The sequence below is a fragment of the Exiguobacterium sp. UBA6309 genome, from assembly GCF_002439205.1.
Classification (GTDB): domain Bacteria; phylum Bacillota; class Bacilli; order Exiguobacteriales; family Exiguobacteriaceae; genus Exiguobacterium_A.
Genome location: NZ_DJTL01000036.1, coordinates 82,901 through 108,072, shown reverse-complemented (window position 1 = coordinate 108,072; position 25,172 = coordinate 82,901). Strand labels below are relative to the sequence as shown.

General features: G+C 43.9%; 26 protein-coding genes. 5 read left to right on the top strand and 21 right to left on the bottom strand.

Going from position 1 to position 25,172, the window contains the following annotated elements; all coding sequences use genetic code 11:
- Positions 1–9: 9 nt before the first annotated feature.
- Genes B3M90_RS12595 through B3M90_RS12585 form a run of 3 tightly spaced genes read right to left on the bottom strand, consistent with a single transcriptional unit; the run spans position 10 to position 2,565 of the window.
- A complete protein-coding gene (locus tag B3M90_RS12595; protein ID WP_290759053.1) occupies positions 10–411 on the bottom strand; it encodes a reverse transcriptase-like protein in 402 nt (133 codons plus the stop codon).
- Positions 404–1,363: a CobW family GTP-binding protein gene (locus tag B3M90_RS12590; RefSeq protein WP_290759056.1), complete on the bottom strand. Its 960-nt coding sequence runs from the start codon at positions 1,361–1,363 to the stop codon at positions 404–406. Before B3M90_RS12590 ends, B3M90_RS12595 begins: the two co-directional genes overlap by 8 nt.
- 11 nt (positions 1,364–1,374) lie before the next feature.
- Positions 1,375–2,565: an HD domain-containing protein gene (locus tag B3M90_RS12585; RefSeq protein ID WP_290784316.1), complete on the bottom strand. Its 1,191-nt coding sequence runs from the start codon at positions 2,563–2,565 to the stop codon at positions 1,375–1,377.
- Between the two features lie 142 nt (positions 2,566–2,707).
- Here B3M90_RS12585 and B3M90_RS12580 point away from each other — a divergent pair, with 142 nt between their 5' ends.
- Positions 2,708–3,193, top strand: a complete 486-nt coding sequence (locus tag B3M90_RS12580) for a hypothetical protein (RefSeq protein WP_290784314.1) — start codon at positions 2,708–2,710, stop codon at positions 3,191–3,193.
- 270 nt (positions 3,194–3,463) lie between these two features.
- Here B3M90_RS12580 and B3M90_RS12575 read toward each other — a convergent pair whose 3' ends face one another.
- The 11 genes from B3M90_RS12575 to yvfG all read right to left on the bottom strand — a co-directional run bounded on the left by B3M90_RS12575 (position 3,464) and on the right by yvfG (position 13,179).
- Entirely contained in the window at positions 3,464–4,030 is a 567-nt protein-coding gene (locus B3M90_RS12575) for a deoxycytidylate deaminase (RefSeq protein WP_056062130.1), read from the bottom strand.
- A gap of 49 nt (positions 4,031–4,079) precedes the next feature.
- Positions 4,080–5,288 (bottom strand): toxic anion resistance protein, encoded by a 1,209-nt coding sequence (locus B3M90_RS12570; protein WP_214854348.1) that lies wholly within the window; start codon positions 5,286–5,288, stop codon positions 4,080–4,082.
- Positions 5,275–6,018 (bottom strand): 5-bromo-4-chloroindolyl phosphate hydrolysis family protein, encoded by a 744-nt coding sequence (locus B3M90_RS12565; RefSeq protein ID WP_290759067.1) that lies wholly within the window; start codon positions 6,016–6,018, stop codon positions 5,275–5,277. The genes B3M90_RS12570 and B3M90_RS12565 overlap by 14 nt, the downstream gene beginning before the upstream one ends.
- Positions 6,019–6,271: 253 nt before the next feature.
- Positions 6,272–7,615: a sodium-dependent transporter gene (locus B3M90_RS12560; protein ID WP_290759070.1), complete on the bottom strand. Its 1,344-nt coding sequence runs from the start codon at positions 7,613–7,615 to the stop codon at positions 6,272–6,274.
- Between the two features lie 174 nt (positions 7,616–7,789).
- Entirely contained in the window at positions 7,790–8,662 is an 873-nt protein-coding gene (locus tag B3M90_RS12555) for a diacylglycerol/lipid kinase family protein (protein WP_214854356.1), read from the bottom strand.
- The gene (locus B3M90_RS12550; protein ID WP_214854359.1) at positions 8,659–10,176 is read right to left on the bottom strand and encodes an ABC transporter permease/substrate-binding protein; all 1,518 of its coding nucleotides are present in this window, start codon (positions 10,174–10,176) and stop codon (positions 8,659–8,661) included. Before B3M90_RS12550 ends, B3M90_RS12555 begins: the two co-directional genes overlap by 4 nt.
- The gene (locus B3M90_RS12545) at positions 10,173–10,904 is read right to left on the bottom strand and encodes an ABC transporter ATP-binding protein (protein ID WP_214854362.1); all 732 of its coding nucleotides are present in this window, start codon (positions 10,902–10,904) and stop codon (positions 10,173–10,175) included. Before B3M90_RS12545 ends, B3M90_RS12550 begins: the two co-directional genes overlap by 4 nt.
- Before the next feature lie 185 nt (positions 10,905–11,089).
- Positions 11,090–11,683, bottom strand: coding sequence for a 3D domain-containing protein (locus B3M90_RS12540; protein ID WP_290784311.1), 594 nt, complete (start codon positions 11,681–11,683; stop codon positions 11,090–11,092).
- A gap of 387 nt (positions 11,684–12,070) precedes the next feature.
- The gene (locus tag B3M90_RS12535; protein ID WP_023468601.1) at positions 12,071–12,280 is read right to left on the bottom strand and encodes a hypothetical protein; all 210 of its coding nucleotides are present in this window, start codon (positions 12,278–12,280) and stop codon (positions 12,071–12,073) included.
- Positions 12,281–12,340: 60 nt separating this feature from the next.
- Positions 12,341–12,952 (bottom strand): NUDIX hydrolase, encoded by a 612-nt coding sequence (locus B3M90_RS12530; protein ID WP_035407281.1) that lies wholly within the window; start codon positions 12,950–12,952, stop codon positions 12,341–12,343.
- Positions 12,949–13,179 (bottom strand): protein YvfG, encoded by a 231-nt coding sequence (yvfG, locus tag B3M90_RS12525; RefSeq protein ID WP_231496844.1) that lies wholly within the window; start codon positions 13,177–13,179, stop codon positions 12,949–12,951. The genes B3M90_RS12530 and yvfG overlap by 4 nt, the downstream gene beginning before the upstream one ends.
- A gap of 79 nt (positions 13,180–13,258) precedes the next feature.
- On the opposite strand from yvfG, the gene B3M90_RS12520 reads away from it, so the two are divergent.
- Positions 13,259–14,833, top strand: a complete 1,575-nt coding sequence (locus tag B3M90_RS12520; protein WP_214854377.1) for an FAD-dependent monooxygenase — start codon at positions 13,259–13,261, stop codon at positions 14,831–14,833.
- A gap of 33 nt (positions 14,834–14,866) precedes the next feature.
- Entirely contained in the window at positions 14,867–15,184 is a 318-nt protein-coding gene (locus B3M90_RS12515) for a hypothetical protein (RefSeq protein ID WP_056062146.1), read from the top strand.
- 43 nt (positions 15,185–15,227) lie between these two features.
- On the opposite strand, the gene B3M90_RS12510 is transcribed toward B3M90_RS12515, so the two are convergent.
- The 7 genes from B3M90_RS12510 to recU all read right to left on the bottom strand — a co-directional run bounded on the left by B3M90_RS12510 (position 15,228) and on the right by recU (position 23,680).
- Positions 15,228–15,782 carry a nuclease-related domain-containing protein gene (locus tag B3M90_RS12510; protein ID WP_214854380.1) on the bottom strand — a complete coding sequence of 185 codons (555 nt, stop codon included), beginning with the start codon at positions 15,780–15,782 and terminating at the stop codon, positions 15,228–15,230.
- Positions 15,783–15,910: 128 nt separating this feature from the next.
- Positions 15,911–16,225 (bottom strand): cell division regulator GpsB, encoded by a 315-nt coding sequence (gpsB, locus tag B3M90_RS12505; protein ID WP_035407267.1) that lies wholly within the window; start codon positions 16,223–16,225, stop codon positions 15,911–15,913.
- Between the two features lie 5 nt (positions 16,226–16,230).
- Positions 16,231–16,791: an SLOG family protein gene (locus B3M90_RS12500; RefSeq protein WP_035407264.1), complete on the bottom strand. Its 561-nt coding sequence runs from the start codon at positions 16,789–16,791 to the stop codon at positions 16,231–16,233.
- The gene (locus B3M90_RS12495) at positions 16,788–17,972 is read right to left on the bottom strand and encodes a ribonuclease H-like domain-containing protein (RefSeq protein ID WP_290784309.1); all 1,185 of its coding nucleotides are present in this window, start codon (positions 17,970–17,972) and stop codon (positions 16,788–16,790) included. Before B3M90_RS12495 ends, B3M90_RS12500 begins: the two co-directional genes overlap by 4 nt.
- 17 nt (positions 17,973–17,989) lie before the next feature.
- Positions 17,990–20,254, bottom strand: coding sequence for a DEAD/DEAH box helicase (locus B3M90_RS12490; RefSeq protein ID WP_214854387.1), 2,265 nt, complete (start codon positions 20,252–20,254; stop codon positions 17,990–17,992).
- Between the two features lie 97 nt (positions 20,255–20,351).
- Positions 20,352–23,033: a PBP1A family penicillin-binding protein gene (locus tag B3M90_RS12485; protein ID WP_290784305.1), complete on the bottom strand. Its 2,682-nt coding sequence runs from the start codon at positions 23,031–23,033 to the stop codon at positions 20,352–20,354.
- 20 nt (positions 23,034–23,053) lie between these two features.
- Positions 23,054–23,680 carry a Holliday junction resolvase RecU gene (gene recU, locus B3M90_RS12480; RefSeq protein WP_290784360.1) on the bottom strand — a complete coding sequence of 209 codons (627 nt, stop codon included), beginning with the start codon at positions 23,678–23,680 and terminating at the stop codon, positions 23,054–23,056.
- Between the two features lie 74 nt (positions 23,681–23,754).
- Here recU and B3M90_RS12475 point away from each other — a divergent pair, with 74 nt between their 5' ends.
- Positions 23,755–24,057, top strand: a complete 303-nt coding sequence (locus tag B3M90_RS12475) for a DUF1798 family protein (RefSeq protein ID WP_023468613.1) — start codon at positions 23,755–23,757, stop codon at positions 24,055–24,057.
- A gap of 172 nt (positions 24,058–24,229) precedes the next feature.
- Entirely contained in the window at positions 24,230–25,144 is a 915-nt protein-coding gene (locus B3M90_RS12470) for a DUF3800 domain-containing protein (RefSeq protein WP_023468614.1), read from the top strand.
- Positions 25,145–25,172: the final 28 nt, after the last annotated feature.

Here is a 25,172-nt window from a genome sequence, read left to right as displayed (position 1 = left end):
TGCCTTCAATTATGCTTCGTATAATCGTAATGCCTCGCGTGCGACGCGATCTGCTTTATTCTCAGACCGCGGAATCCACTTCACGAAGGCGAGTGGTAAGAGTTGATAGCGTTCAAAAGCAGGATCAAAGATCGTCTGCGTTCGTTTATTCTTGACGAATTCACGTTCGACCGCTAATGCAACCGCTTCTGAATCCGTCCGAAACGAAATGACGCTTTCTCCTTGAATAATTAGTTCGTGCGCCCACTCGACGGCTTTTGCAAATGCGATGAATTCTGCTTCATGATTATTAATTGCTTGAATTTGATACATTTTTTCTGTGACTTCGCCCTCGGAGCTTTTGCTAAACAGTCCAACCGCTGCTTCGTCGTTTGAGGGACGGACCGTTCCGTCAAAATAAAGTTCAACCATGTTCAATTGCCGCCTCGATTCCTTTTCGTATCGCTTGCTCATCTAGCCCTTTTCCAATGAAGACGAGCGTCGTCTTTGGTTGTTCGCTAAATGGTTCTCGGATTGCTGTTCCGTAAATCATCCCTGTCCCTTGTAAGATTACTTTTCGTTCTGTATCTGCAAAATGGATGATCCCCTTATAACGATAGAGATCTTCCGCGTAGGCTTCTAACACCTCACGTAGGACCATACCGAATCGATTTCGATTCAATGGTCGTTCCTCAACAATCGTTAGTGCCGTAAAATCTTCGACGGATTGATGAATCTGATCTGTTTGTTGGCTGAGTCGCACTTGTTCTTCTTTTGGAAAATGGAATGTTTCAAATAGTCGATTTGATTCCAATTGTCCCTGTTCCGTTTCAATGATGGCTGCAGATGGATTTCGTTCGCGCAGCAAAGCAATCAACGGTTCGCGTTCTGATGCTTTAATTAAATCCATCTTATTTAATACAAGTACATCAGCAAATCCGATTTGTTTCACATTTTCTTGGAACGTCAATTGTCGTTCTAAGTGATACGCATCGATGACTGTGACGACACTTGAAATCTGATAAGACTGTTCAACGGCTGGTTCAAAATAAAATGTCTGAAGAATCGGTCCTGGATCAGCGACACCAGTCGTTTCGATCAATAATCGATCAAATGATAGTTCCCCATCACGGCGACGTTTGGCAATCCGTAGCAATGCATCCCGTAAATCGCCTCGAATAGAACAACAGATGCAACCATTTGTCAATTCGATCATCTCTTCATCACTTCGCTCAATCAATGCTTCATCAATGTGAACAGAACCTACTTCATTGACAAGCAACGCAAACTTCTCTGTCGGTTGAGAAACAAGATGGTTGAGTAACGTGGTCTTACCGGCACCTAAAAAACCAGTAATGACGGTCGTACGTATTTTGTCTTGCATGATTTCACTCCTTAGCGTCCTTGTTGCTGACGCCATTTTTCTTTTCGTGCATCGAGCAGATCAATCGCATGAAGATACCAGGCATCCGCCGTTTGCGGCGTAACACTTGATCCCCACTCGCGTTTTCCATGGTGCGATAATACCATATGCATGAGACGGTGATAGACCGCTCGTGGTAACCGAATATTCTCTTCTCGAAGCGTTTGTTCGAGCACGAAGCATCCGTATGGCATATGTCCTATAAGAACACCATCTGGATCTAGCGCAATACCTGCTAGTTCTTCTTCTTCTTCGGTTACGTGTAACAGTCTCGAAAAACGATCTGTCGATGCACCTGCATGTGTATATTCCCACAGTTTACCGATATCGTGCAATAAAATACCGAGCAACAATTCATTCGGATTCGGTCGTTGATCTAACAGAGCAATTCCTTTTGCTGCTTGATAAAGCGCATCAAAGCTGTCATCCCAAGAAAATTGACGCATCTCTCGTTCAGGTGCTTGGAATAGTTCATTTTTGTGATCGGCCTCTGCTTCTTGGATACATTTCAGCAATGTCAAATACGGTTGTTCACTATCACAGATTCCTTGACCAATCGTCATCATACAGGCAGTATGTTTTAATAATCCACCGATATAGGCATGGTGATGAAATAAGGCAGCCGGTCGCGTTGAAAAGTCCGCCCAGTACTGTCGCAAAATCGATAGCGCGATTTCTCGGTAAGGCGTATCTAGTTGATCGATCAATCCAAGTAACTGATCACGATACGTTTCAAGCGACTCCTCTGACGGTAGCTGTGGCAAGAACTGCGTAGGTGAAGCATCATAAATCGGTGTGACGCGTTGAACCGTCAATGATTTATTACCGGATTGCGGCGGATACTCTTCTACTTTTGCTTCGACTCGAACAATTCGTGTCTCGAGATATGGACGGAGTGCTTCTTCTGCTGTTCCTTGATTGATCCATTGTTTTCCTTTACAAGATCCAGCAGGCGAGTTGAATGTAAACTGTAACCACTCTCGTCCGGTTTGACCTGTGCGAATTTCACCCGAGGCAACGAGTAGTACTTCTTCGATTCGCTCACCAGGAACAAGTGTATCTAGCGAAAGTCCAATCGGTTGATTTGATTGATTGATAGAAAAAGCGTCATTTTCATTAGAAGGCATCGTCACTTCTGGAAGCGCCTTGAATAATTGTATCACTTCATCTCACTCCTTTTTCTTCATCCATATCATAGCAGAGACGATTTCATCACGACTACTATCAAACATATATTGTAAGCGTTTTCTAAATGAACTATGATGAACGTGGAAGTCAATTTTTATGCTTAAAGGAGGAGAAACGATGATTCGACCACTTACTCATTTATACAGCGAAGCTGTCGTCACACACGATCAATTGGATCCATCCAAAATCGTGACACGCGACCAGATTCGGCAAGCTGTTCAATCGTACGATCCGTACCAATCGCATACGTCGCATGCACTGGAAGAGTTGTTACTTCATGAGTTACGTCAGGCATGTCATTATGTTAAAGAAGAAGGACTATCCTTGGCTGATATGCAGACGGAATTGTTGATCCTCTCTGCTTTCCAATGTGATGCAGGTTATTTAGCAGAAGAAATTCAACATATGTCACCGACCGCTATCAAACGACATCTTTCTACACTTGATGCCGCTTTCAATCGACTATTGCATCAACTGTTTTTACATCAGTCGCAACCAGACATTCTTTGTCAACGGTTTATGACAATCCTCGCGGGTGCAGTCGCTACAAAATGTAAAATCCGTGCTAAGCGTCTCAAGGAAACCATGCTTGTTCATCCATAACAAAAAAATCCTGACTCGTATGAGTCAGGATTTTTCATTCAACGACCTGGCATTCCAGCTCCTTGATTGGTTTTGTATGAAAATGCGGCGTTCCGCTTCGTCATATTCTATAGTCATCATGCCAAACTATTCAAGTCTTGTCAATTCTTTTCTAAAAAAAGTGGACCGATTTTCGATTGAAAATCAGTCCGAATGGAAGAGTGAATAATTACCATGGCAATGCTTGATTTCATCATACAATGCTATGGAAGCGTTTACAACCCTTTTCCGTTAAATTTTTTCAAGAAAATATTCGTTTGCGAGTGGCAAGTGGATGACTTCGATTCCACTTTGTCGCATCAGGTTCAATCCGTCCCCATATTCATATCCTGTCGAATAGACGACACGATCAATTTTAGAGGCAATAAGCGCTAAACTACACGCATGACACGGACTATGTGTGACGTATGCTGTCGCATGACGCGCACTCGTCGAATCGGCAGCTAGCTTACCGAGTGCATTGATTTCAGCATGAATCTCATGCTGCTTCGACCATTCATGATGTTCCTCTTGATTTTCACAACGATAAAAGAGAATCCCGTTTCGTTCAATCGACTCTTCAGTAATCGGATGGTCGGATCTTGATGTATAGAGAATACCCTCTTGCTTTAAGTAAATTTCATTACAATTCACATGCTGACTGGGTGTTCCGTTTATCCCGATCGAAATCGGCTTTTCGTCTTTGACGATGACACAAGCAACGGATTTTGAGGCGCATTTTGAATGACGATCTGCCATCATCCGCGCAAATAATAACCATGTTGTGTCCCACTTCAATTGCTTCTCTTCTATATTCATTTAAAATCCTTCCTTTCATGAAGGAAAGGAACACGAAAATTCGTGTTCCTTAGTATGGTCGATTCGGTAATTCTCTACTTTTTGAGGCAACTTCGATGACTTTTTGTTTCAATTCGTTTTCCATTCGTTCTAATTCATGCTCAGCGTCGCGGCGTTTTTGTTTTCCTTCTTGTTGAATGCGTAATGTCTCATCAAGTGTCTCAATCAAGTTTTGGTGTGCCACTTTTAATGATTCGACAGAAACAATTCCTTTTTCGTTTTCTTCCGCAATTTCAATCGACGATTCTTTCAGTAACTTCGAATTTTGCTCAAGTAGCTGATTCGTCGTGTTGGTGACATCCTTTTGCATTTCGAGTGCTGCTTTTTGACGTGATAAACTTAAGGATAAGACGACTTGGTTTTTCCAGAGCGGAATCGTATTGACGACTGCCGATTCGATTTTTTCCGCTAAAATTTGGTTATTTTGTTGAATGACGCGAATTTGCGGCGCCATTTGCAAACTGATCGTTCGTGATAATTTTAAATCATGGATTTTCTTTTCGAAACGGTCCGTCAATTGAATCAAGTCATTTAATTCCTGTAACTTCGTCTGATCCCGAGATACCTCGACTTCTGTCCGTAGCGGTTCGATTTCATGCTGACGCACATGAGCGATTTTCGTCTCGCCAGCCGCAATATAGACGTTCAATTCTTCAAAATAACGTTTATTTTTTTGATACATTTGGTCGAGTAAAGTGATGTCTTTCATCAATCCAAATTTCGATCGATCAAGATTGTGTACGACTTCCTCGAGATAAGCACTCATTTTCTCATACTGCAAGAAATACGTTTCTGCTTTTTTCTTTGCTCGCCCAATAACCGGAACATTCGACCAGAAACTCTTTTTTTCTTGAAGTGTGTCTGGATCCATTTGACGTACACGTTGCATTAAATCACTCAGCAGTTTTCCTGCCTCCCCGCCGTCCTTCATTTTTACTTCACTTAAGACTTGATCGGAGAATTGAGAGAGTTCACGCTGGACGGGTGCTCCAAATTGCATGACGGCATCCGTCTTTTGAAGATCGATTACTTGTAGCAAACGTTCGATCTTTTGTCGCTGTTCTGCTGGAACATCCGAAGGAATCATCTCTTCGACAGGGCGTGCCGGCATTTTAGGAGGTGTCTCCGCTATATTTAGATCGACCGACGGATCGGAGATCGTTGGTTGATCTTGCTCATCAGGCCATTGTTGCCACGTTTCTTTATCAGAATGGGTCATGTCGGTAACTCTCCTCCTGTTTTTGTTGTTCGGTCTCTTGTGCTAGAACCTTTTCAATCGTCAAGAGTTCCCGTTCTAAATCAACGGTATCCCCTTCGAGCAATAAGGTTTGTTGTTGTTTTAATTTTTGACCAATCATTTTCAAATTCGAAATCAGTTGATTTTTCGTATCAACTTGAACTTGGGCACCTCGGCGTTCCAGATCGGCGTATTTTTCTGAAATCGATAATAAGGAATCTAGGTAGAATGTAAAGAAGTCCCGGACTTTTTTGACGTCTCGTGGACTTTCATATAACTCTTCGAACAATACATGGGCTTCACGTGAAACCATTCGCATCTCACTTCTAATTTCACCATCTCGTATGGAGGGAACGATTTGATCATACGTCTGGATTTTCACAAATCCTTCCTCAATCGTCCGTTGCAAGACTTGAAGTTCTAAATCATCCGTCTCCTCAAAGCGTCGTGTTGCCTGCTCGGGTTTTAAGATGACACTGCCCACAAACTCATCTTCGTCATCGAGTAGTAGTTTCTTTTTGACATTTTTCCGCTTGATTTCGGTCGATTTTCGTTCAGTCCGATATCGTCGTCCTGGTTTAGTCCGGTAACCACTCCAAATGAACCATAACCCAAGTGCGATGAAGATTCCCGAAAAGTTGAACGTATCAGCCAATTGTAAAAATACGAACATCATACCGATGGAGCCAAATATCCACCATGAAGACTTCATATCATCCCCTCTTCCTTCTTGCTGATTCTTTTATCAGGTCTACGTGTCTTTATTTTAACATTACGTAACGTTTAACAAAAAGTTTCCCGTTTTCCCGAAATATTACGCCTCGTATATTTATATTTCAACATACTTTTGCAGTAATGACATCAGACCGAAGAACGAACTGTTCACCTTTTTTATATCAAATCTTACGATAAAGAAGGTAGTCGACATACGTTGTCGACTACCTTCCGAGAGTTTTATTTATATATCATCCAAAAATTGGCCAGATGAGAATGATCAAAATCGCAATCGGACTCAAGTAGCATACGCTTACCCGCCACACAGGAACGATTTTTTTCATGAATGGACTTGTTATTAGCTCCTGCTCGATAAGAGTTCGGTCGAGTTTGTAACCGGCAAAAATTGAAATCAATAATGCACCAATCGGCATTAGAATGTTTGAGACGAGGAAATCAACACTGTCAAAGAACGTTTTCCCCATGAATTGTGCATCACCTAGAATTCCAAACGAGAGTGCAGATGGAATGCCGACGATGGCGATTGCGAGTGTCGCAAGCCAAGTCGTCCGCTTTTTATCGCGCATCGTCGCGTTTTCTTTTCGATCCGTCAAGGAAGCAACGACGACCTCAAGCATCGCAATCGATGAAGTGATCGACGCGAAAGCGAACAACAAGAAGAATAGTATCAAGAACAACGAACCAAATTGAATTTGGCTGAAGACGGTCGGCAAGACGATAAAAAGTAACGCTGGACCTTCTGCCGGGTCAAGACCTGAAGCAAAAACGGCTGGGAAAATCGCAAATCCTGCTAATAATGAGACGGCTACATTCATCGCAACAATCCATGCTGCCGAACGGTTAATTTCTCCACGTTCCTTCATATAGGATGCATACGTCAGCATCGCTGATACACCGAGCGATAAGGAAAAGAACGCTTGCCCAAGGGCACTCAGGACAGAAGTTCGGTTGAGCACCGAGAAATCAGGCTGAACGAAAAACTTGACGCCTTCCATCGCACCATCAAGCGTTAACGATCGTAAGACAAGAATGATGAAACACACGAATAATAATGGCATCATGATCTTACTCATTTTTTCAATACCAGATTGAACACCACGTAAAACGATCCAACATGTCAGAGCGAGAAAAATCAATTGCCCCGAGATGACATAAAGCGGTGAGGCTGAAATCGTTCCGAACAATTCACCGAGTGCTCCACTATCCATTGTCGTTAACCGACCTGTAAAACCAAGAATGGTATAAATTAAGACCCAGCCTCCGATGACGCTGTAGAAAGAGAGCAACAAGAAACAGGCGATGACACCCAGGACACCAATGAACGTGAACTTCTTATGACCAAGCGCCGAGAACGCTTGAAGTGCCGTTTTCCCACTCGTTCGACCGATTAAAAACTCAGCAATCAAGACAGGCAATCCAAGTAGCAAGGTAAACACGAGGAATAAAAGTAAAAAGGCGCCCCCTCCGTTTGTTCCAGTCGTATACGGGAATTTCCAAATGGCCCCCAGACCAATGGCGGATCCCGCTGCTGCTAAAATAAATCCAACTTTTGAAGCCCATGCGTTTCCTTTCATGGTGCTCCACCTCCTTTTCAAAATACTTTTTCATTGTACAGAAAGAAATCATGAAAGTCATCCTTTATCAAATATTTTCTTTAAAGCGTCAAAGCATAACCGCATATACGCATTGCATGAAAATAAAAAAAGAAGGTCGAATATTATCTCGACCTTCTCTCGACTCAAATTGTATTAATCAGTGCCACCATACATTCGAAGGTATTCCGGTAACACTTTGACGGTAATTGGTGTATGGATGGCTTTTTCACCATCTGTATCAATGACTTTTGCTTCTTTTGTCTTTAATTGAAATCCGCTCGTCAAGATATGGGTAAAAGATGGATCATTGGCGAGACCAATTTTTTGAAGGATGACGTCCCGGATTGTCGTCAAATTTACCTCATCAACAATTACCAAATCTAGTTTTCCATCATTATAAGCTCCATCCGACAAATTCGTCTCGATTCCACCCAGTGATTCTCCATTTGCTGCCAGAATCAATACTGCTTCACCTGTCATTTGACGACCTTCATCTAAAATTAATTCATATTCGAATGGTTTTGCTTCTAAACTCGAGCGAATCGTCGATAAATAATAGCCCATCTTCCCAAGACGCGCTTTTTCTTCTGTATCGATCCCAATCGACGCTTCGGCGACGAGACCGACACCGAGAAAGTTCAAGAAATAGCTATCTCCGACTTGCCCAAGGTCGACTTGAACGACATGTTGCATAGCAATTGCTTCTGCTGCAAGCCGTGGCGCCATCGGTAAGCCAAGTGTTCGTGCGAAATCATTACACGTACCTCCAGGAATAATGCCAAGTATCGGGCGATTTTCTAATTTCGCTACACCATTGATCGTCTCAAAGACCGTCCCATCTCCACCGATGACGACGACAGCGTCAAACGCGGATGATTCTTCCGCAAAATGCATCGCATCTCCTGCTTGTTTTGTATTTCGAATGACGATCTCGTCGAACAACATACTTAACGGTTCGATGACTTCTCCGAGTAATCCTGTACCATTCGTACCGGCTGTCGGGTTACTGATCAGTAATAGTTTCATTGGATGATGCCTTCCTTCTTCAAGTAATCGCGGGCGACCGCATTTGCAGTTTTTCCACCATACGCGACAGCTTCGTTCATTTTCGACATCTCTTCATCGGAAATCTTACCCGATAATTGCTCAAGCGCTTGTTTTACCTCTGGATACTCATCGATTGTCTCTTGACGAAGTAAAGGTGCTCCTTCGTACGGTGGGAATAATTGCTGATCGTCTTTTAAAACAAGCATGTCGTATTTTGCAATCTCTGGATCGGTCGAGTACGCATCAATGACATCGATTTCACCAGATTCAATCGCTTTATAACGCAATTTCGGTTCCATCGTGACGACCTTCTTGAAATTGACATCATATTTATCTTGGATTCCTTTATAACCATCTTGGCGATCCTTGAATTCTAATGTAAATCCAGCCGTCAGTTGATTCGCGACCTGTTTTAAATCAGAAATCGTCTTTAAGTCGTAGCGTTCCGCTAATTTCTTCGGAACGGCTACAGCATAGGTGTTGTTATAGTTCATTGGTGGCAATAAGGTCAAATCTTGTTTTTTTAGACCGGTTTTCGCCTGTTCGTATACTTCTTTTGCATCGTTTGATTTTGGTTTTTCATTCGTCAAACTAGCGAGCACCGTTCCTGTGAATTCTGGATAAGCATCAATGTCTCCTGACTCGAGTGCTTTATAAACGAATGTCGTCTTCCCGAAGTTTGGTTTGACTTGAACCTTTAAATCCGTTTCATCTTCGATGACGATTTTATACATATTCATTAAAATTTCCGGTTCCACGCCCAGTTTTCCGGCAACGACGAGATCTGGTCGTTCGCTACGGCCGAATGCGAAAGGTGCGATGACGATTGCGACCATTAAGACGACTGCCGTCACGAGACGTGCCGTCTGCCGCTTACGAGTTGCGACTTCCGTTTGGCGTAGTAAACCGTCAAATAGAAGAGCAAGGAGAGCTGCTGGAATCGCACCAAGCAAAAGGAGATAGTTATCATTACGGTCAATTCCAAGGAGAATGATTGACCCTAGTCCACCGGCACCAATCAAGGCAGCAATCGTTGCCGTACCAATGATCAATACCATCGCCGTTCGAATTCCGGCCATCATGACAGGCAAAGCTAACGGAAGTTCGACTTTCCATAGACTTTGCATCGGGGTCATCCCACATGCGCGTGCCGCCTCTTTAATTGAAGGATCGACTTCGGCGAGACCTGTGTAGGTATTACGAACGATTGGTAATAAAGAATAGAGAACAAGTGCAATGATAGACGGGACTGTACCAATTCCGACAAGTGGAATCATCAGACCAAGTAGCGCTAATGATGGAATCGTTTGAATGACGGAAGTCACACCAATCGACCACTCACTCAGACGTTTATTCCGTGATAAGTAGATCCCAAGCGGAATGGCGATGAAACATGCGATAAGTAACGAAATGACCGATAGTTGAATATGCTCAATTAACGCTTGAAGCAATTCACTTTTCCGATCTTGATACGTTTCAATCAAGCCGTTCATTCGACTTTCCCCCTGACTTGACGCATGAACTCTTGAACAAATGGATCATTACTCGCTAGTACTTCTTCCTTTGTTCCGATGAAAGCAATCTCCCCAGCATTCATCAGACAAATGCGACTGCCCAGTTTTAATGCCTCGTTCATATCGTGCGTAACGAATAAAATTGTTTTTCCAAGCTCTTCGTTTAGATGCAACAAATCATTTTGTAATTGTTCACGTGAAATTGGATCAAGGGCGGAGAAAGGTTCATCCATCAAGATGACGTCTTGCTCTGCTGCGAGCGCACGCATGACACCGACACGTTGTTGTTGCCCCCCCGAAAGTTCACTCGGATATTTCTTCTTAAGCGATATGTTTAAACCTGTCAGACGGAATAATTCATCGACTCGACGCGCCACCTTTTCTTTGTCCCACTTTAATAATTCTGGCACGACACTGACATTTTCTTCGATCGTCATATGTGGAAAGAGGGCAATCTGTTGTAAGACGTAACCGATTCGCCGCCGCAGTTCATGTTCGTTGATTGACATGATCGGCTCACCGTCGATCCAAATTTGACCCTCTGTGTGATCGATCAATCGATTGACCATCTTCATCGTTGTTGTTTTTCCGCAACCCGATGGACCAATCAAACAAAAAATCTCACCCTGATCAACGGTGAAGTTAACGTGTTGCACCGCTTTTGTTCCATCCGCATACGTTTTGCCGACATCTTTGAACTCAATCACTCCTCATCCCTCGTTTCCCCTGTTTATTATCTTTGTAAAATTCCCCTTTCTTGGACATTCTAAAACCTATTCCGTCCACTCTTTCCCCTGTTTTCTAAATCCAACATCGAACAGATCGTTATTATATTCTTCATCAAAACAAAAAAGACGATGGAAACTATCCATCGCCTACCCATATACGCCTCTTATTCGAACGTCACCGTGACTTGACGACGTCCCCATTCTAGTGCTTCTTGTTTTGATCCTACTAGAAGGTCCATGATTCTTCCACGAATCGCACCACCTGTATCGAGTGCGATTGCGTCACCAAAACCTTCTACATGAACTTTTGTTCCAAGCGGTACGACCGATGGATCGACAGCAACGATGCGACGTCCTTCGTATGTAATCGTATTCGTGACGTCATAACCCGATGCCGTTAAGGCGCGACCATTATACAAGCGGCTTCCATTGTTTTCTGGATTTGTCGTATACGCTGTCGTTTCAAATGTTACCGTACGTTTTGATGAACGATTCGTCTTCACTTGCTTCCGGCTTTGCTTCGCAGCTTGTCGTGCTCTCTTTTTAGCATTTGCATTTGCTTTCTGCTCCGCTTCTGCTTTTTGTTTGGCTACGGCTTGTAATCGAGCTCGCTTTTCTGCCTCAGCTTGTTCCCGCTTTTTTTGAGCAGCTTGACGTTTCATCTCTAACGGATTTTGTACGATAGTCTTCTCTGTTCCAATCCCGATTTGTGCCGCTGAAGCTTCATGATGCGGCAAAAGAATAAATATGAATCCCACTAAACAGAGGGATAATAGGAATGATGTTCGTTTCATGTTGGTGCCAACCTTTCTCGCCGTTTTACGACCCGCACAACGTATCACGGCGACAAACCGTTTGAAAAGCGAACACCATGATTTGAAATATATCTGTCAAAAAGTAACGAAATGGTTACACGCTTACAAAAAACGCTCTCATTCGTTGTGTAGCAACGCTTTTATATTTTGTAACCGTTCCGTTACGATTCATCTTTTGTTACTCTTTTGTAATAAATGTATCTTTTCGATGTTTTCAGTCATTTCGATTGACCTATCTACACTCCAGCCAATATCATATTTCATTATTATTCATTTTTTTGAATGAACATAAAAAAAGCACACCATAGTAGCTTGGTATGCTTTCATGTATTATTTTGTTTTGCGCTCTAGCAATTCAATCTCTGACTTTAATAAAACTTGTTTTTCAAACTCTAAGCCGAGTGCCTCAAAGTTTTTCGTGTGGGATACATCACCAACGACCGTATTTGTCAATACTGCCGTTACTTCCGCCACCCAGCCTTCTTTCGTTTTTACCATATCGCCAACGATATAATCGAATAACTCTTCTGTTTCTTCCATTTGACTCATCTCCTGACACGTTCAATTACAGTTAATCATATAAAATAACGACCAAAAAAGCTAGTCACGCGTCAATTGAGCTAAGAACTGGCGTAAGATTTTAGCGGTTAATCCCCAAATTAGATAATCCCCGTGCTCATAGAAATGCTCCGTGACCGTATACGTACGATCGAGATATGCTTCTCGATTCGCCATTCGTTCGGTCGGCACTTCCTTACCAGGGCGTATCCGCCACTCCATATCCCCTTTGATTGGTTTAGAAGTCATCAATTCTGTCAAGGATACGAGAAAGACATGATCGACTTCTGCCGGTGAAGGATTAAAATCCGTTGCATGTAGAATACCAAGATACGGATAAATAATTGACCGGTTCGGTGTCACGAGTGGTTCGAGCGTTCCAATCACTTCAATCTCGGAAGCACTGACATTTAATTCTTCAACCGTTTCACGGATGGCTGCTGCTTTCGGTAATTCACCGATATCGATCCGACCACCCGGAAAAGCGATTTCGCCTGGTTGCGAACGTAGGGTTTTGGCTCGTACTTGAAATAACAGATAGACTTCGCCATCCTGTTCAACCAAAGGAACGAGTACGGCTGCTGCATGTCGAGGTAAACGTTCTTCTGAATCTACATAGTGTTTTCGGATATCGGCTAAGTTCACCTGCTTCATCGCCCTTCTTGTGCAACATGATGATACGCTTCTTCAAGATGGCGCATACGAACGATCAGATCCGCATTTTTAGCGATCCGGTCCGATAAAATCGATCCCGCTACCGTCTTGTAGTAGGCGTTTAAAGCATTGCGCTTTGTCAGATGAGCCTCGTTCTGACGGATATATTCCTTAAAATTCGCAATTAATCGTTCTGTCGTAAAAAGTTGTTCGTTCACAAGTTTCATCCTTTCACACGTCGAGCGTGTCATCAATAGTTTAATGGTAACGAGTTTTGGCTAAGATGTAAATTAAGGGGGGTTATCCGTGAATAAAAAATTAGATGTCCTCATTATTGGTGCCGGACCAACCGGTTTAACACTCGCACTCGCACTCTCGCGCTATGGATTATCCTTCCGCATCGTCGAACGTGCAAGTGGACCATCTGTCGTCTCCAAAGCCATCGGCATTCAAGCACGTTCCCTTGAATTGTTCGCAAGACTTGGCGTGGCAGAAGATTTAATGGAAAATGCGATCAAAATCAATCAAGGAAACCTCTATGTTAATGGTGCATGGCAGGCAAAGCTTGATTTTACTGATTTAAATACACCTTTTCCGTTTGTTACGCTCTTGCCTCAAAGTGAGACGGAACGGATTCTCGAAGCACGACTCGCCACTTACGGACATATCGTTGAACGAGATACGGAATTAACAGGATTCGCTCAATTCCCAACGTTCGTTACTGCTACCTTACAACATAAAGGAGAGACAGAGACGGTAGATGCTTCCTTTATCATCGGAGCTGATGGCGCGAATAGCTTTGTTCGTCGAGAACTTGGACTTCCATTTAGCGGAAAATCGTTCAAAGAGTCGTGGGCATTGGCCGATATCGAAGTCGACTGGCCGCTCTCTTCCGAAGAGGTCCACATTTTCTTCTCTGATCATGGAGTCATCGAGTCTTTCCCACTTCAGTCAAATTTATTCCGCATTACAGGCAATCTAACGAGCGGACCTGTTCCAACTGATCATAAAGCGATTGATGATTTTTTACAAAATCGAGCCAAAGTACCGTTCGAGCTAAAAAAAGTCCATTGGTACTCCATGTTCCGTGTCCATAATCGAATTATCGAGAAATTTGGTCACCATCGAATTTATTTGATTGGGGATGCGGCACACATCAATTCCCCTGTCGGTGGTCAAGGAATGAATACAGGGATTGCTGATGCGATGAACCTTGCTTGGAAACTTTGGTGTGTGCATCAGTTCAAAGCGAGTTTTCCGTTGCTTGATTCTTACAGTGTCGAACGCCGCGAAGCGGCACAAGGTATCTTACGATCAACGAATTTAGCAACCGAACTCTTGCAGATCAACATTCCGTTTTTGTTGCCTCTACAAGAAAAAGTCATTCGAAATAGTCTCAAAATCGCACCCTTACATCATTTCGTGACAAATCGAATTGCTCAACTCAACAGTCACTACCCAGCAAGCCTGACCTTTGTCACGCAAGGACACTTCAGTCCATTGACACCTAAGCCGGGTGAACCGATGCCTTACAGTGAAGTCGTACATCCGCGGACGAAAAAAAATGAACTCTTGTTACGTCGCGCGGATCGAAATTTCTTATTACTGTTGTTCTTACCAAAAAACGCAACTGACGATCTTCTTGAGCCATTTAAGGAACTCGCCTATACCTATCCAGATCTATTTGAGACAGTACCCATCCATCAATCCCTTAAAGAGGATGGTGTCGTCGATCAAGGTGGCGAACTCGCACGACGCTTCGGCATTAAGCAATCCGGACTATATTTGATTCGCCCTGACGGTTATATCGCGTATCGCCAGCAAGGTTTAAAAAGTAAATCGTTCGCCCGTTATGTTGAACGTTTACTTTATGCGCGCTAACTCGGTATGATAGAAGATGAGGTGAAGGCAGATATGGATATACAACTGATTCGAACGATTTTGATCATTCTTCTGATTGTGGCATTTCTTGTCATCGTCAGTAGACGAGCGAAGGAAAATCTCCGATGGTCGCTTCTCGGAGAAGCATTCGGTGAAAAAGGAGAAGATTTATTGAAGGATGCTGCTCGACTAGAGGCAGCTGATCTAGACATTCGAGTCGAACGTGGCGTCAAGACTTCGTTTTTATTCCGACGCTTCAGTAAAGATTTAGACGATCGCGTAGCGGTGTATGTCTTAAAAGAAGACCTGGATCAAGCCGAGAACATCCTTGCGTCTCGACCAAGACGATAAATTTAAATGAAAGGCAGTGAAGCGTTCGCTTCACTGCCTTTATTCATTCCTGTTGCTGCGCGAGATAAAACGCGACTTGTTTTCGTTCTTGCTCTTGAACAGGAGAGGATTTCTTTGAAACAATGAACGCTCGCACATCTTTGAATGTATGACCCGTCGGAAATTTAATTCGTTCCGTCCGCATCTGTGGTGCATTCGGAAAAAGTGTGATGCCATGAATCGGTATGACGATCCCTTGTTTTTTTAGCGTTTTTCGAACCATTTGGACAATTCGTTTCGATTGATTAATCGGATGGGGTGAAAACACCTTTTTCCCATGCATAGGATCGATGACATGACAGGATTCTTCCGTCATCCATTTAACGACTGCATCGTTTTGCAACACAAGAAACAACCCTTTTGGACCAATCAAAGCAAAGGGAATGATAATCGTTTCAGTTAGACGTATACGTTCAAATAACATCCAATCAAAACGACATACATGACGGATTTCATTGCAGAGCGCATCTGTTTCATGCGTCATCGTATTCACTTGCTTACTTGCAAAAAAGCGACGGCGTGGTGGTGCCGGAACAGAAGCAGTCATGACTTGTAACATGATTCATCATCCTTTGTAATATGTATTAGTAGTTATCTTAACACCGTTTTCGTATACATGACGATTCTTTCAAAAAGAAGGAAATCAAAAAAGACATTTCTGACGATTGGCAGAAATGTCTTTTTTCATTAGTCTTGATGAGGGCGACCGAAAACCGCCTTCTCAAGATTCGAAATACGACGTAACATGTCATAATTGGACGAGCTCGACACTTGCGGTTCAACGTGTTCGACACGACGCTCTTCCCGTTTTTCTGGTTGAGCCGGTGCTTGTTTCAACGCCTCATTCTCTTTCTTCAGACGCTCGATTTCACGTTCGAATCCTTCATAGTCTTTAATGATTTGATCCAAGTACCCATCGACATCCTCGATGACATAGCCACGGAGGCCGGTCTTGAATTCCTTTTTGTAAATATCGTCCGCTGTCAACAATGGCTTATACATCCTCTTCACTCCCACTGATCATTGTATTGTAATTCTTGTTCGAGCCAAGATAAATCATCTTGTGTAATCAAAAATAACTGATAATCGGATTGTTCCATTTCCATTCTAGCACGCTCTACTAAAAATTTCGCTGATCCTCCATGCTCTTCATCAAAAACCGACAACAATCCTTGGCTTTTTTGGATCATGAATTCAGTTTTATTGCGCAACTGCGATGGATCCGTATACGGTTTCTGACTGATTGCTTCGACAAAGTCAGCTTGTTCAAGAATCGAAAGATACTGTGCTTGGACTGGTTCTTTCCAGCGCGCTTCCTGTTCTAAAAACGGCAAGAGGATACCAAGATGAATATCTGGATACTCTTCTTTTAATTCAAGAACGACCTCGCATGCCCAGATTTCGCATCCAGGCGAGGCATTCGTAATGAACCACTCTGTTCCACGGTCTTCAATCAAGCGAATCATCCGCTCTCGGTATGCTGCCTTTAAGACCCGGATACCCGGGTGTTTTTGATCAAAGATGCCTAGTTCATTTGGTTTGTATCCTGTGATGGCGACTACTTTCACGAGTTACACTTCCTTTTTAACCGACGTTCTCGATGATCCAGTTCAGCTAATATTCGTTCTTTTTTAGTGATTAACCAATGATGCCGTTCGACGTGTTGTCGTGCTCGTTCCGTATAATCATAAGCAAGCACAGGATTTTTTGCAATGTGCTCTGCCCACTTCGCAAGTTCGAGATACCCCAAGTAACTATCGCTTTTTAAAAAGCAGTCTCTAGCTTGTTCATGGTTCTTCATTTTTTTATGCAAATACCCTTGGCGTAGCCATCCTTCTGATGATAATTCTTTAACCTGCTGAAAATGAGCATGGGATTCTTCATGGATTCCAAGATCCGCTAACCAAATCGCGATGTTCTCTTGAATAGGAGAAGGTGCTTCCGCCCGATGCGTGACAAGACGGTTACACGCATCATACAGTCCAACGAGCGTTAGACAGTCATCTAGATGATGTTGTAAGACGCCCATCATGATTTCCGGTTGCTGATGTTCGACATATTGGAAATAATGCATTGGTGCCAAAAAACCAGGTAGGTCACCTTCCCGCTCGAACCCAATCCGCTCTTCCATCGCTGTCAATCGATACGAGTCATACATTCCTTTAAAAATGCGCCGCGCAACATGGAGTAAATCAAGATGACCGACTTTCGGTAATCGTGGAACACGTTCTCGAACGAAAACGTGTCGTGTCTTGATTTGCGGCCAATCAAAGCTTTTTCCATTATAGGTCACGAATCGGACATCATCCCCGATATCATGCAGGAAGTGATGGTAAAAGGCAGCCTCAAAGTGCGGATGCGGCAAGAAATATTGTCGCATCAACAATCCTCCCTGCTCAAAGCGCGCAAACCCGAGTAAAAAAATCGTCGTTCCGGTTCCCCGCAATCCTGTCGTCTCCGTATCAAAGAAGATGACCTGCTCAAGTGGGACATCCAGCGCAAGTGGTGGATGAGGAAGCTGTAAAGACTCATACACTTCAGCAAAACTCCGGTCTCCATGCCGGTCCGTCAAAGCATAGCGTTTGTCGATCCTTACAATCCACTCTTGTTCGAATGTTAAGATATCCGCCCCACGATCAATCCAGGCTTGTTGCTCTTCAGTCCATCCGCTTGTTGGCTTTAGCGTTTCCACTTCGAGGACAGAAGGCTCTATATTCTCCGATGAGACGTCTGATGTAGATTTCAGCATTCGTCTAAGACGATTTTTCATGATAATTCCTTCTCCATTTCTGCTAACAACTGAATCGTTCGTTCTTTCTCGTCTGCTACGCCTACCATGCCGATACAAGCAGGACAACCGTCCTGGCAAGGACATGTGACAATCGAATCACGCGCTGCGCGTAGCATGACACCACGTTGTTTGTAGATTGATTCTGCGAGACCAACGCCTCCAGGATAACGATCATATAGATAGACGGTCGGTTGCTGCGTGTGTGTCGCCTTGACTTGCGGCACGACGAAGACATCACTAGCGTCACACATCAAATAAAGCGGAGCAACACGTCGTAAACTATTCGCGACACCTTCCAACACTTGTTCAAGCTCCGTCGAGGAGCGTGCATGATCGGGTAAGGTGAACCAGACACCTGTCGTATGAATCTCTCGTTCTGGTAAGTGAATCGGACCAGACCCGATGTTCTCATGTGTTCCGAACTTGATCTTCTTGAACATCGTCGCCATCCCCCGAACACTGACATCTCCACGCGCAACACTGTATTCTCCCACTGCATACTGTTCATCTTCTTCGAGAACGGAAAGGTCGACTGAAAAATTAGCATCTGTATAATAATCAACGTCTACTGCACGGACGAATGCTTTTTTCTCCTCAAAATCCAAGTACTCGACTTGGTATTGATCGGCCCCATGCAAATAAATGGCTTCGTCATGTAACAACGTCATTGCACTAAAGGTATCCATCTCGCCGATGACTCGATTCGGTACCTCGGTCTGATCGACAATGATGACATTCTCTTGATCACTCGACCGTAGCGATATCCCGTGTGCTGGAAACGCGTCATTCATCCAATAAAAACGATCGCCTCGCTCATGCAGGACACGCTCTTCGACTAAGTACTCGAGGATGTCTTCCGTATCAAGCGTTCCAAATGATTCGCCTTTCGTAAAAGGCAGTTCAAACGCCGCACATTTGACGTGATCGACGGCAATGATCAAATTATCTGGATCAAGTCGCGCTGCTTCCGGGGATTGATTCAAGAATAACTCTGGTCGTTCCGCAACATATTGATCGAGCATACCAGATGAGGCGACAAGAATGATTAGTGCATCATCTTGCCGACGCCCCGCTCGTCCTGCTTGTTGCCAAAGTGAAGCAATCGTACCTGGATAGCCGTTCATGATACACACTTGCAGTTGACCGATGTCGACACCGAGTTCAAGAGCATTTGTCGAGACGATACCTGTGATTTCTCCTTGGCGTAACCGTCGTTCGATATCGCGACGTTCACTTGGTAAATAACCACCCCGATACCCTTCGATGGATCGAGGACCAAGCTCGTGCGGATAGATACTTCTCAGATACGTCAGTAAGACTTCGACGCGGACGCGAGACCGTGCAAAGACGATTGTCTGAAATTTGTTCTTGATGAAGCGCATCGCTAATTGTTTTGTCTCAAGTGTCGCCGAGCGTCGAATACCGAGTTGTGCGTTGACGATCGGTGGTTGATAGACGAGAAAATGTTTACGTCCTGTCGGCGCACCATTCTCATCAATTAGTCCGACTGTTTTCTCCGTTAATCGTTCGGCTAGTTCCTTTGGATTTGCAATCGTTGCACTTGTCATGATGAAGACGGGATTACTGCCATAATACCGACAAATCCGTCGTAAGCGACGAATGACATTCGCGACATGACTGCCAAAGACACCGCGATACGTATGAAGCTCATCGATAACGATATATTTTAAGTTCTCAAATAGTTCGATCCATTTTGTATGATGTGGTAAGATTCCGGAATGTAGCATATCTGGATTCGTAATGACGATGTTCCCGGCTTTTCGTACTTTTGTTCGAATCGTCGGTGACGTATCTCCGTCATATGTGAAACAACGGATTGGAGCCTCTAATTGATCGATCAGTTCGAGTAACTCACTATTTTGATCTTGTGCCAGCGCTTTTGTCGGGTACAGATACAACGCTCGTGCGTTTGGATGTTCGAGCAAGTGTGATAAGACCGGTAAATTAAAACAATAAGTCTTTCCCGAGGCGGTTGGTGTGACGATGACCGTCGACTCGCCTGCTTGTACGCGTTCATACGCCAATCCTTGGTGACGGTATAACTGAGTGATGCCACGTGTCCGGAGAGCTTGGCGCAAGCGTTCCGGTAACTGTTCTGGAAAATCGACATAGCGTCCGGCTGTCGCTTCCATCGTTTTCATATACGTAATCCGCTCCATGAATGAACGGTCCTGTTTCAATTCTTCAAGAAATGCAACGAGCGTTTGTTTCGCTTGCATGCCTTCACTTCCTTCCACTTTTCATTATACAAAAAAAGAAGCAAGACCAAAGAACGATCTACTCGTCTTTGGTCTTGTCTTTCTTTACAAGTCGTGCTTATGGTGTTGTAGAATTCGTAGCGTCGTTTCCACGACCATTATTTCCATTATCATTCGAGTTGTTTCGTTCCGTTGAACCGTTCGAATTGTTTTGTGCATTCGCACCATCATTTGAATTCGGTGTATCTGTTGACGGTTCATCCGTCGTTGGTTCGTCTGTCGTTGGCTCGTCCGTTGACGGTTCGTCCGTTGACGGTTCATCCGTCGTTGGCTCGTCCGTCGTTGGCTCGTCCGTTGACGGTTCGTCCGTCGTTGGCTCGTCCGTTGACGGTTCATCCGTCGTTGGCTCGTCCGTTGACGGTTCATCCGTCGTTGGTTCATCCGTCGTTGGTTCATCCGTCGTTGGCTCGTCCGTTGACGGTTTTTCTTCTTCAGGATCGGTGACCGTTACCGTCGTCGAGACTGGTCCCGATTTTTCTCCTGACGCTTTCGCTACGACTTGGAATATCGAGCGACCTGGCTTTAACCCACTGATACTGATTCGATTCGTCGTACTCGTTCCGACTGTCGATGATTTACCATCAGCATCTGTCATCTTCACTTCAAACGATACATTATCATACCCATTGGCACGAAGCGCAGCGTCATTGTAGTTCCAAGTCAGTTCACCGCTCTTTTCGTCTTCATCGTAAGATGCTTGTAATCCAGTCGGAGCGGGTACCGTCTTTTTTTCAACGACAGGTTCCTTCGTCCCTTTCACGTATAATTCGTTTCCGATACTGAGGACAGAACTTGGTTGTTCAAATGGCGCTGGCGTTCGATCGCGTGTTTTTGTAATGAAATCTTTCCAGATTTGCTGTGCCATCGTACTGTTATATGGACCACTGAGTCCGGATCCATTGTTGTTTCCTGATTTCGTTGTTCCTGTCCAGACACTGATCGAGACATCAGATGTATATCCTGCAAACCAGACATCTTTATAAGCATTGGTTGTCCCTGTCTTACCGGCTGCATCAAACGACAACCCAGCACTTGGGAACGTACCACCTGGTTTCAAGACATCACGAAGCATATCCGTCAACATATAAGCTGTGTAGTCTTCCATCGCCTTTTTCGATTTGATTGGTGACTTGATTTTAGATCCGTCACTGTACTCAATCGATTTAATGACGTGTGGTTTGATGTAATCGCCCCCATTACCCAGTGTTGCATAAGCTCCTGCCATCTGAGTCGTATTAAAACCATGCTTCATCCCACCAATTGCATAAGCTGGTGAAATCGACTCATCGTCTTTCATTTTCAAGCCAGACTTTTCAGCGAATGCTTCGACTGCATCCCCACCAATTTCTTGGAACGTTTGAATGGCAGGTGTGTTAGCCGAGATTTTCAACCAATGACGAATCGTATTCGTACCACGATATCCATCATAATAGTTTCCAATCTCTTTTCCGTTGACTTCTGTCGGCTTATCCGTCAATTGTTTCGCAGTCGACCATTTGTCATTTTCGATGGCCGGACCGTATGCGAAGAATGGTTTTGCGGATGATCCCGGTTGATGGGGTTCATTTGCATAGTTTCGTCGCGCTGTTCCTTTACCTGGATTTTTACCATCGACGACTGCAAGAATTTCTCCGGTTTGCGTATTAATTGCCGTAGCAGCCGTTTCAGCATATTCCGGTAATTGAACGATTTGATCTTTTTTGATCGCTTCGTTCATATAGTCATGCATCGGCTTATCAATCGACGTATAGATCTTTAACCCTTGACCATAGATATCTTTTCCTTCTAGACCAAAATCATCTTCTAACTCTTTTGATACCATGTCGAAGATGACACTATCATATGATTCATCTTTCGTTGACTTCGGCGCCGGATTGATTAATTTCGAAATTGGTTGTTTGACCGCTTTATCTCGTTGCGCTTTTGTAATGACGCCTGTCGTTTGCATCGCATTGAGGACTTGTGTCTGACGCCATTTCGTTAGCTTCGGATCTCCTTTGATTGGATCATAAGCTGTCGGACGTTGCGGTAATCCCGCGAGCATTGCAGCTTCCGCATAATTCAACTTATCAACTGATTTATTGAAATAGGCTTTTGAAGCGGTCTGGATGCCAAATGAGTTTTGACCATAGTAGTTTTTATTCAAGTACATCTCTAAAATCTGATCTTTCGTATAATCCTGCTCTAAGCGGATCGCAAGCCATTGCTCTTGGACTTTCCGTGTGATTGTTTTATCAAAGCTGAGGAATGATTGTTTGACGACCTGTTGTGTGATCGTCGAAGCGCCTTCAGAACCAAATCCATCGGTGACGTTCGCGATGATGGCACCTCCGAGACGGCGGAAATCAATCCCGTTATGCTGATAAAAGCGACGGTCCTCGATCGAGATGAATGCGTCCTTGACGACTTCTGGTACTTCATCGATCGACACATATTCTCGGCTCGTTCCGCCTTTTGTGATTTCCTCTTTATTACTTGCATAAATTTTTAACGGTAAAGCATCACGAAGCTCTGCTTCATCAAGCTCAGGTGCCGTAGCAATCGCATAAGCCGCAAATCCGCCTCCGATCAACATCATCAAGATGAATAATCCGGTAGCAATCAACAATAACTTTTTCCAGAGTGGACCTTTCCCACCGGATCCTCCACCTGATTTTTTCTTTTGGGGACGTTTCGTCCGTTTCATCTTTTTCTCAGATGACTTCGTCTCTTCACGACGTGCGACACGACTTCTTTCCATATGCTATCCTTCTCCTTCAATCAAAAAGTGTCTGAATTGAAATATAGTTCGTCCACTGCCTTTAAATAATCGATAGCAGGGTACGCGCCAGTCTCGACTTTGATACCGTCTTGTTCGATGATCGTCAGCGGAATGGATTTCCGTCCGCTTTCGAGTTGATCCCACCAGGGGAACACGTGCTCGACTGAAAGCACATATTGCACATTATACAGACTGAATCGAATGATGACAAAACAAATTCCTCCATGTTCGACACATTGACGCATGTGTGCGATTTGATGGGGGTGAAAATTTTTTATCGGGAAGGACGTTTTATTTGTCGTCTCCTTCGCTTCGAAATCAATATATTTCCCGCGGTAGACACCATTATAATCGGTCGTCGATGGTTGCCTAAAATAAGCTTCTTTGACGACAGCTGCAGACCGCTTTGGATAATCCACTTGAACGATTTGTAACGGAGTGGGTTTCTTGTGAATGATTGCCCGATTATGAGTCAGATAAAACGTATTACTTTCATTCAATAATTTTTCGAGCGTCATCCCACGATTTGAAAAGGTTGAATCGGTTGATCGTGCCTTCTTGATTCGGGTTCCGTGCGACTCGAGTGGCTTTTGAAATTTTTTCCCATTCGGGTAATTCAAAACGATTCCCCTCCTATCGCGTTTATTGTACCATGATATGTGATTGTACCGTATCGGCCGAGAGGAGTAGTTAAAAACCAATGACAATTGAACCGTTATTACAAGAGATTGAACGTATATATCAAGAAGGACGTGCCGGAACCGAATATGACTTCAATCGAGACGTCGTACCGTTCGTCGAACGAGCAGATCAACTGATTGCGCAGTGGCAAACGAATGCCCAAGATAGTCCTTACTTACGTCCGAGCATGGTCGAAAGTGCTGTGGATCAACTGAAGCAGATTTCTGTCCAAGCCTTTCAGCCGAAGACGAGTCTGAAACGTTTCAATGAAACGATTAAATCCGTCCGCTATATCGATCGATTGATGAATGGCGAAGAATAATAATTAAAAACAGGAATTATCTTCCTTGAGTCGAACACCTAATCTATAAGGGAATGTTTCACCGGTTTCACTTGCCAGGCTATAGCTTTTCAGTTGCCTAGCGTGTAAAGTGGCATCAAGAGCATTTCTTTCTTAAGACTGTGTAATTATCGTGCAATTGGAGGAGATTCATTTGAACAAACGGGTACAATCGAACGTCAAAGGCGTTGATGTCAAAGGATTTCCTAAGAACTCAACCCCTGCCCCGAAGAAATACATCATGTTCGTTGACGAGACGGGAACACCTAAGGGGAATACACAATTCAATCTAACAGGTGTCTTGATGGAATATAAATATGCCATCGATTCGGATGAGACGGGCGAACCGAGTCCGCTTCGTCAACGTTTGATGGACTTCAAGGCAAAAGTCTTTGAGGATCCACATATTCCGCTTCATCTCAAAGAAATTTTAAAAGCCGAACATCCATATGGAAAAGAAGACGGGATCACGATCGATATGTTGCGTCACTTCTGGATTGCCTTACCGGAATTTTTAGTCGATATCGATTGTACGATCGTCAGTGTCGAAGTCGATAAACAGAAGCTGCAAGACTTCTTCTCGACACCGAAGGATCCGTATGTCGTTGCCTTCGCTCATCTAATGAAATCGTTCTATTCCTTCCTTGATGAGACAGAAGCGACGAGTGCACGTGTTGTGCTTGAAAGTCGTGATGATTATCAGAACTTGCTGATTCAAAAGGCATTCTTCGATATCTTCAATTCAGGAACGGTCCATCTCGACGTTGAAAAAAGCCGTCAAAAAATCAAGGGCTTCATCTTTGCTGAAAAAGACAGCGACCTCTACCAATCTGGTCTTGAGATTGCGGATTTGGTCTGCTTACCTTTGTCCCGCGTCCGTCGTGGTGTCATCGAGGTAAAACCACGGTTTGTCCATTATGGGGACGAAAACCGGATTTTTAAAGCCATCAAAGATAAAATTTACATTCGCCGCGATAGCCCGGACCAAGATTTCCGAAACTGGGGTTTCAAAAAAGTACCGATCACGAAAAAGCGTCGTGAATGGTCCGATACCCCTTGGAATGGTTGATGACTCAAAAAAAGTGGATCCGATAGGG

Coding starts and splice junctions, on each gene's coding strand:
- B3M90_RS12575 (WP_056062130.1), bottom strand. CDS start 4,030: ATGAATATAGAAGAGAAGCAATTGAAGTGGGACACAACATGGTTATTA.
- B3M90_RS12490 (WP_214854387.1), bottom strand. CDS start 20,254: ATGCAAGCGAAACAAACGCTCGTTGCATTTCTTGAAGAATTGAAACAG.
- B3M90_RS12510 (WP_214854380.1), bottom strand. CDS start 15,782: ATGTTACAAGTCATGACTGCTTCTGTTCCGGCACCACCACGCCGTCGC.
- B3M90_RS12495 (WP_290784309.1), bottom strand. CDS start 17,972: ATGCTGAAATCTACATCAGACGTCTCATCGGAGAATATAGAGCCTTCT.
- B3M90_RS12550 (WP_214854359.1), bottom strand. CDS start 10,176: ATGAACGGCTTGATTGAAACGTATCAAGATCGGAAAAGTGAATTGCTT.
- B3M90_RS12595 (WP_290759053.1), bottom strand. CDS start 411: ATGGTTGAACTTTATTTTGACGGAACGGTCCGTCCCTCAAACGACGAA.
- gpsB (WP_035407267.1), bottom strand. CDS start 16,225: ATGTATAAGCCATTGTTGACAGCGGACGATATTTACAAAAAGGAATTC.
- B3M90_RS12515 (WP_056062146.1), top strand. CDS start 14,867: ATGGATATACAACTGATTCGAACGATTTTGATCATTCTTCTGATTGTG.
- B3M90_RS12580 (WP_290784314.1), top strand. CDS start 2,708: ATGATTCGACCACTTACTCATTTATACAGCGAAGCTGTCGTCACACAC.
- B3M90_RS12530 (WP_035407281.1), bottom strand. CDS start 12,952: ATGAAGCAGGTGAACTTAGCCGATATCCGAAAACACTATGTAGATTCA.
- B3M90_RS12590 (WP_290759056.1), bottom strand. CDS start 1,363: ATGCAAGACAAAATACGTACGACCGTCATTACTGGTTTTTTAGGTGCC.
- B3M90_RS12475 (WP_023468613.1), top strand. CDS start 23,755: ATGACAATTGAACCGTTATTACAAGAGATTGAACGTATATATCAAGAA.
- B3M90_RS12555 (WP_214854356.1), bottom strand. CDS start 8,662: ATGAAACTATTACTGATCAGTAACCCGACAGCCGGTACGAATGGTACA.
- B3M90_RS12570 (WP_214854348.1), bottom strand. CDS start 5,288: ATGACCCATTCTGATAAAGAAACGTGGCAACAATGGCCTGATGAGCAA.
- B3M90_RS12560 (WP_290759070.1), bottom strand. CDS start 7,615: ATGAAAGGAAACGCATGGGCTTCAAAAGTTGGATTTATTTTAGCAGCA.
- yvfG (WP_231496844.1), bottom strand. CDS start 13,179: ATGAAACTTGTGAACGAACAACTTTTTACGACAGAACGATTAATTGCG.
- B3M90_RS12565 (WP_290759067.1), bottom strand. CDS start 6,018: ATGAAGTCTTCATGGTGGATATTTGGCTCCATCGGTATGATGTTCGTA.
- B3M90_RS12535 (WP_023468601.1), bottom strand. CDS start 12,280: ATGGAAGAAACAGAAGAGTTATTCGATTATATCGTTGGCGATATGGTA.
- B3M90_RS12485 (WP_290784305.1), bottom strand. CDS start 23,033: ATGGAAAGAAGTCGTGTCGCACGTCGTGAAGAGACGAAGTCATCTGAG.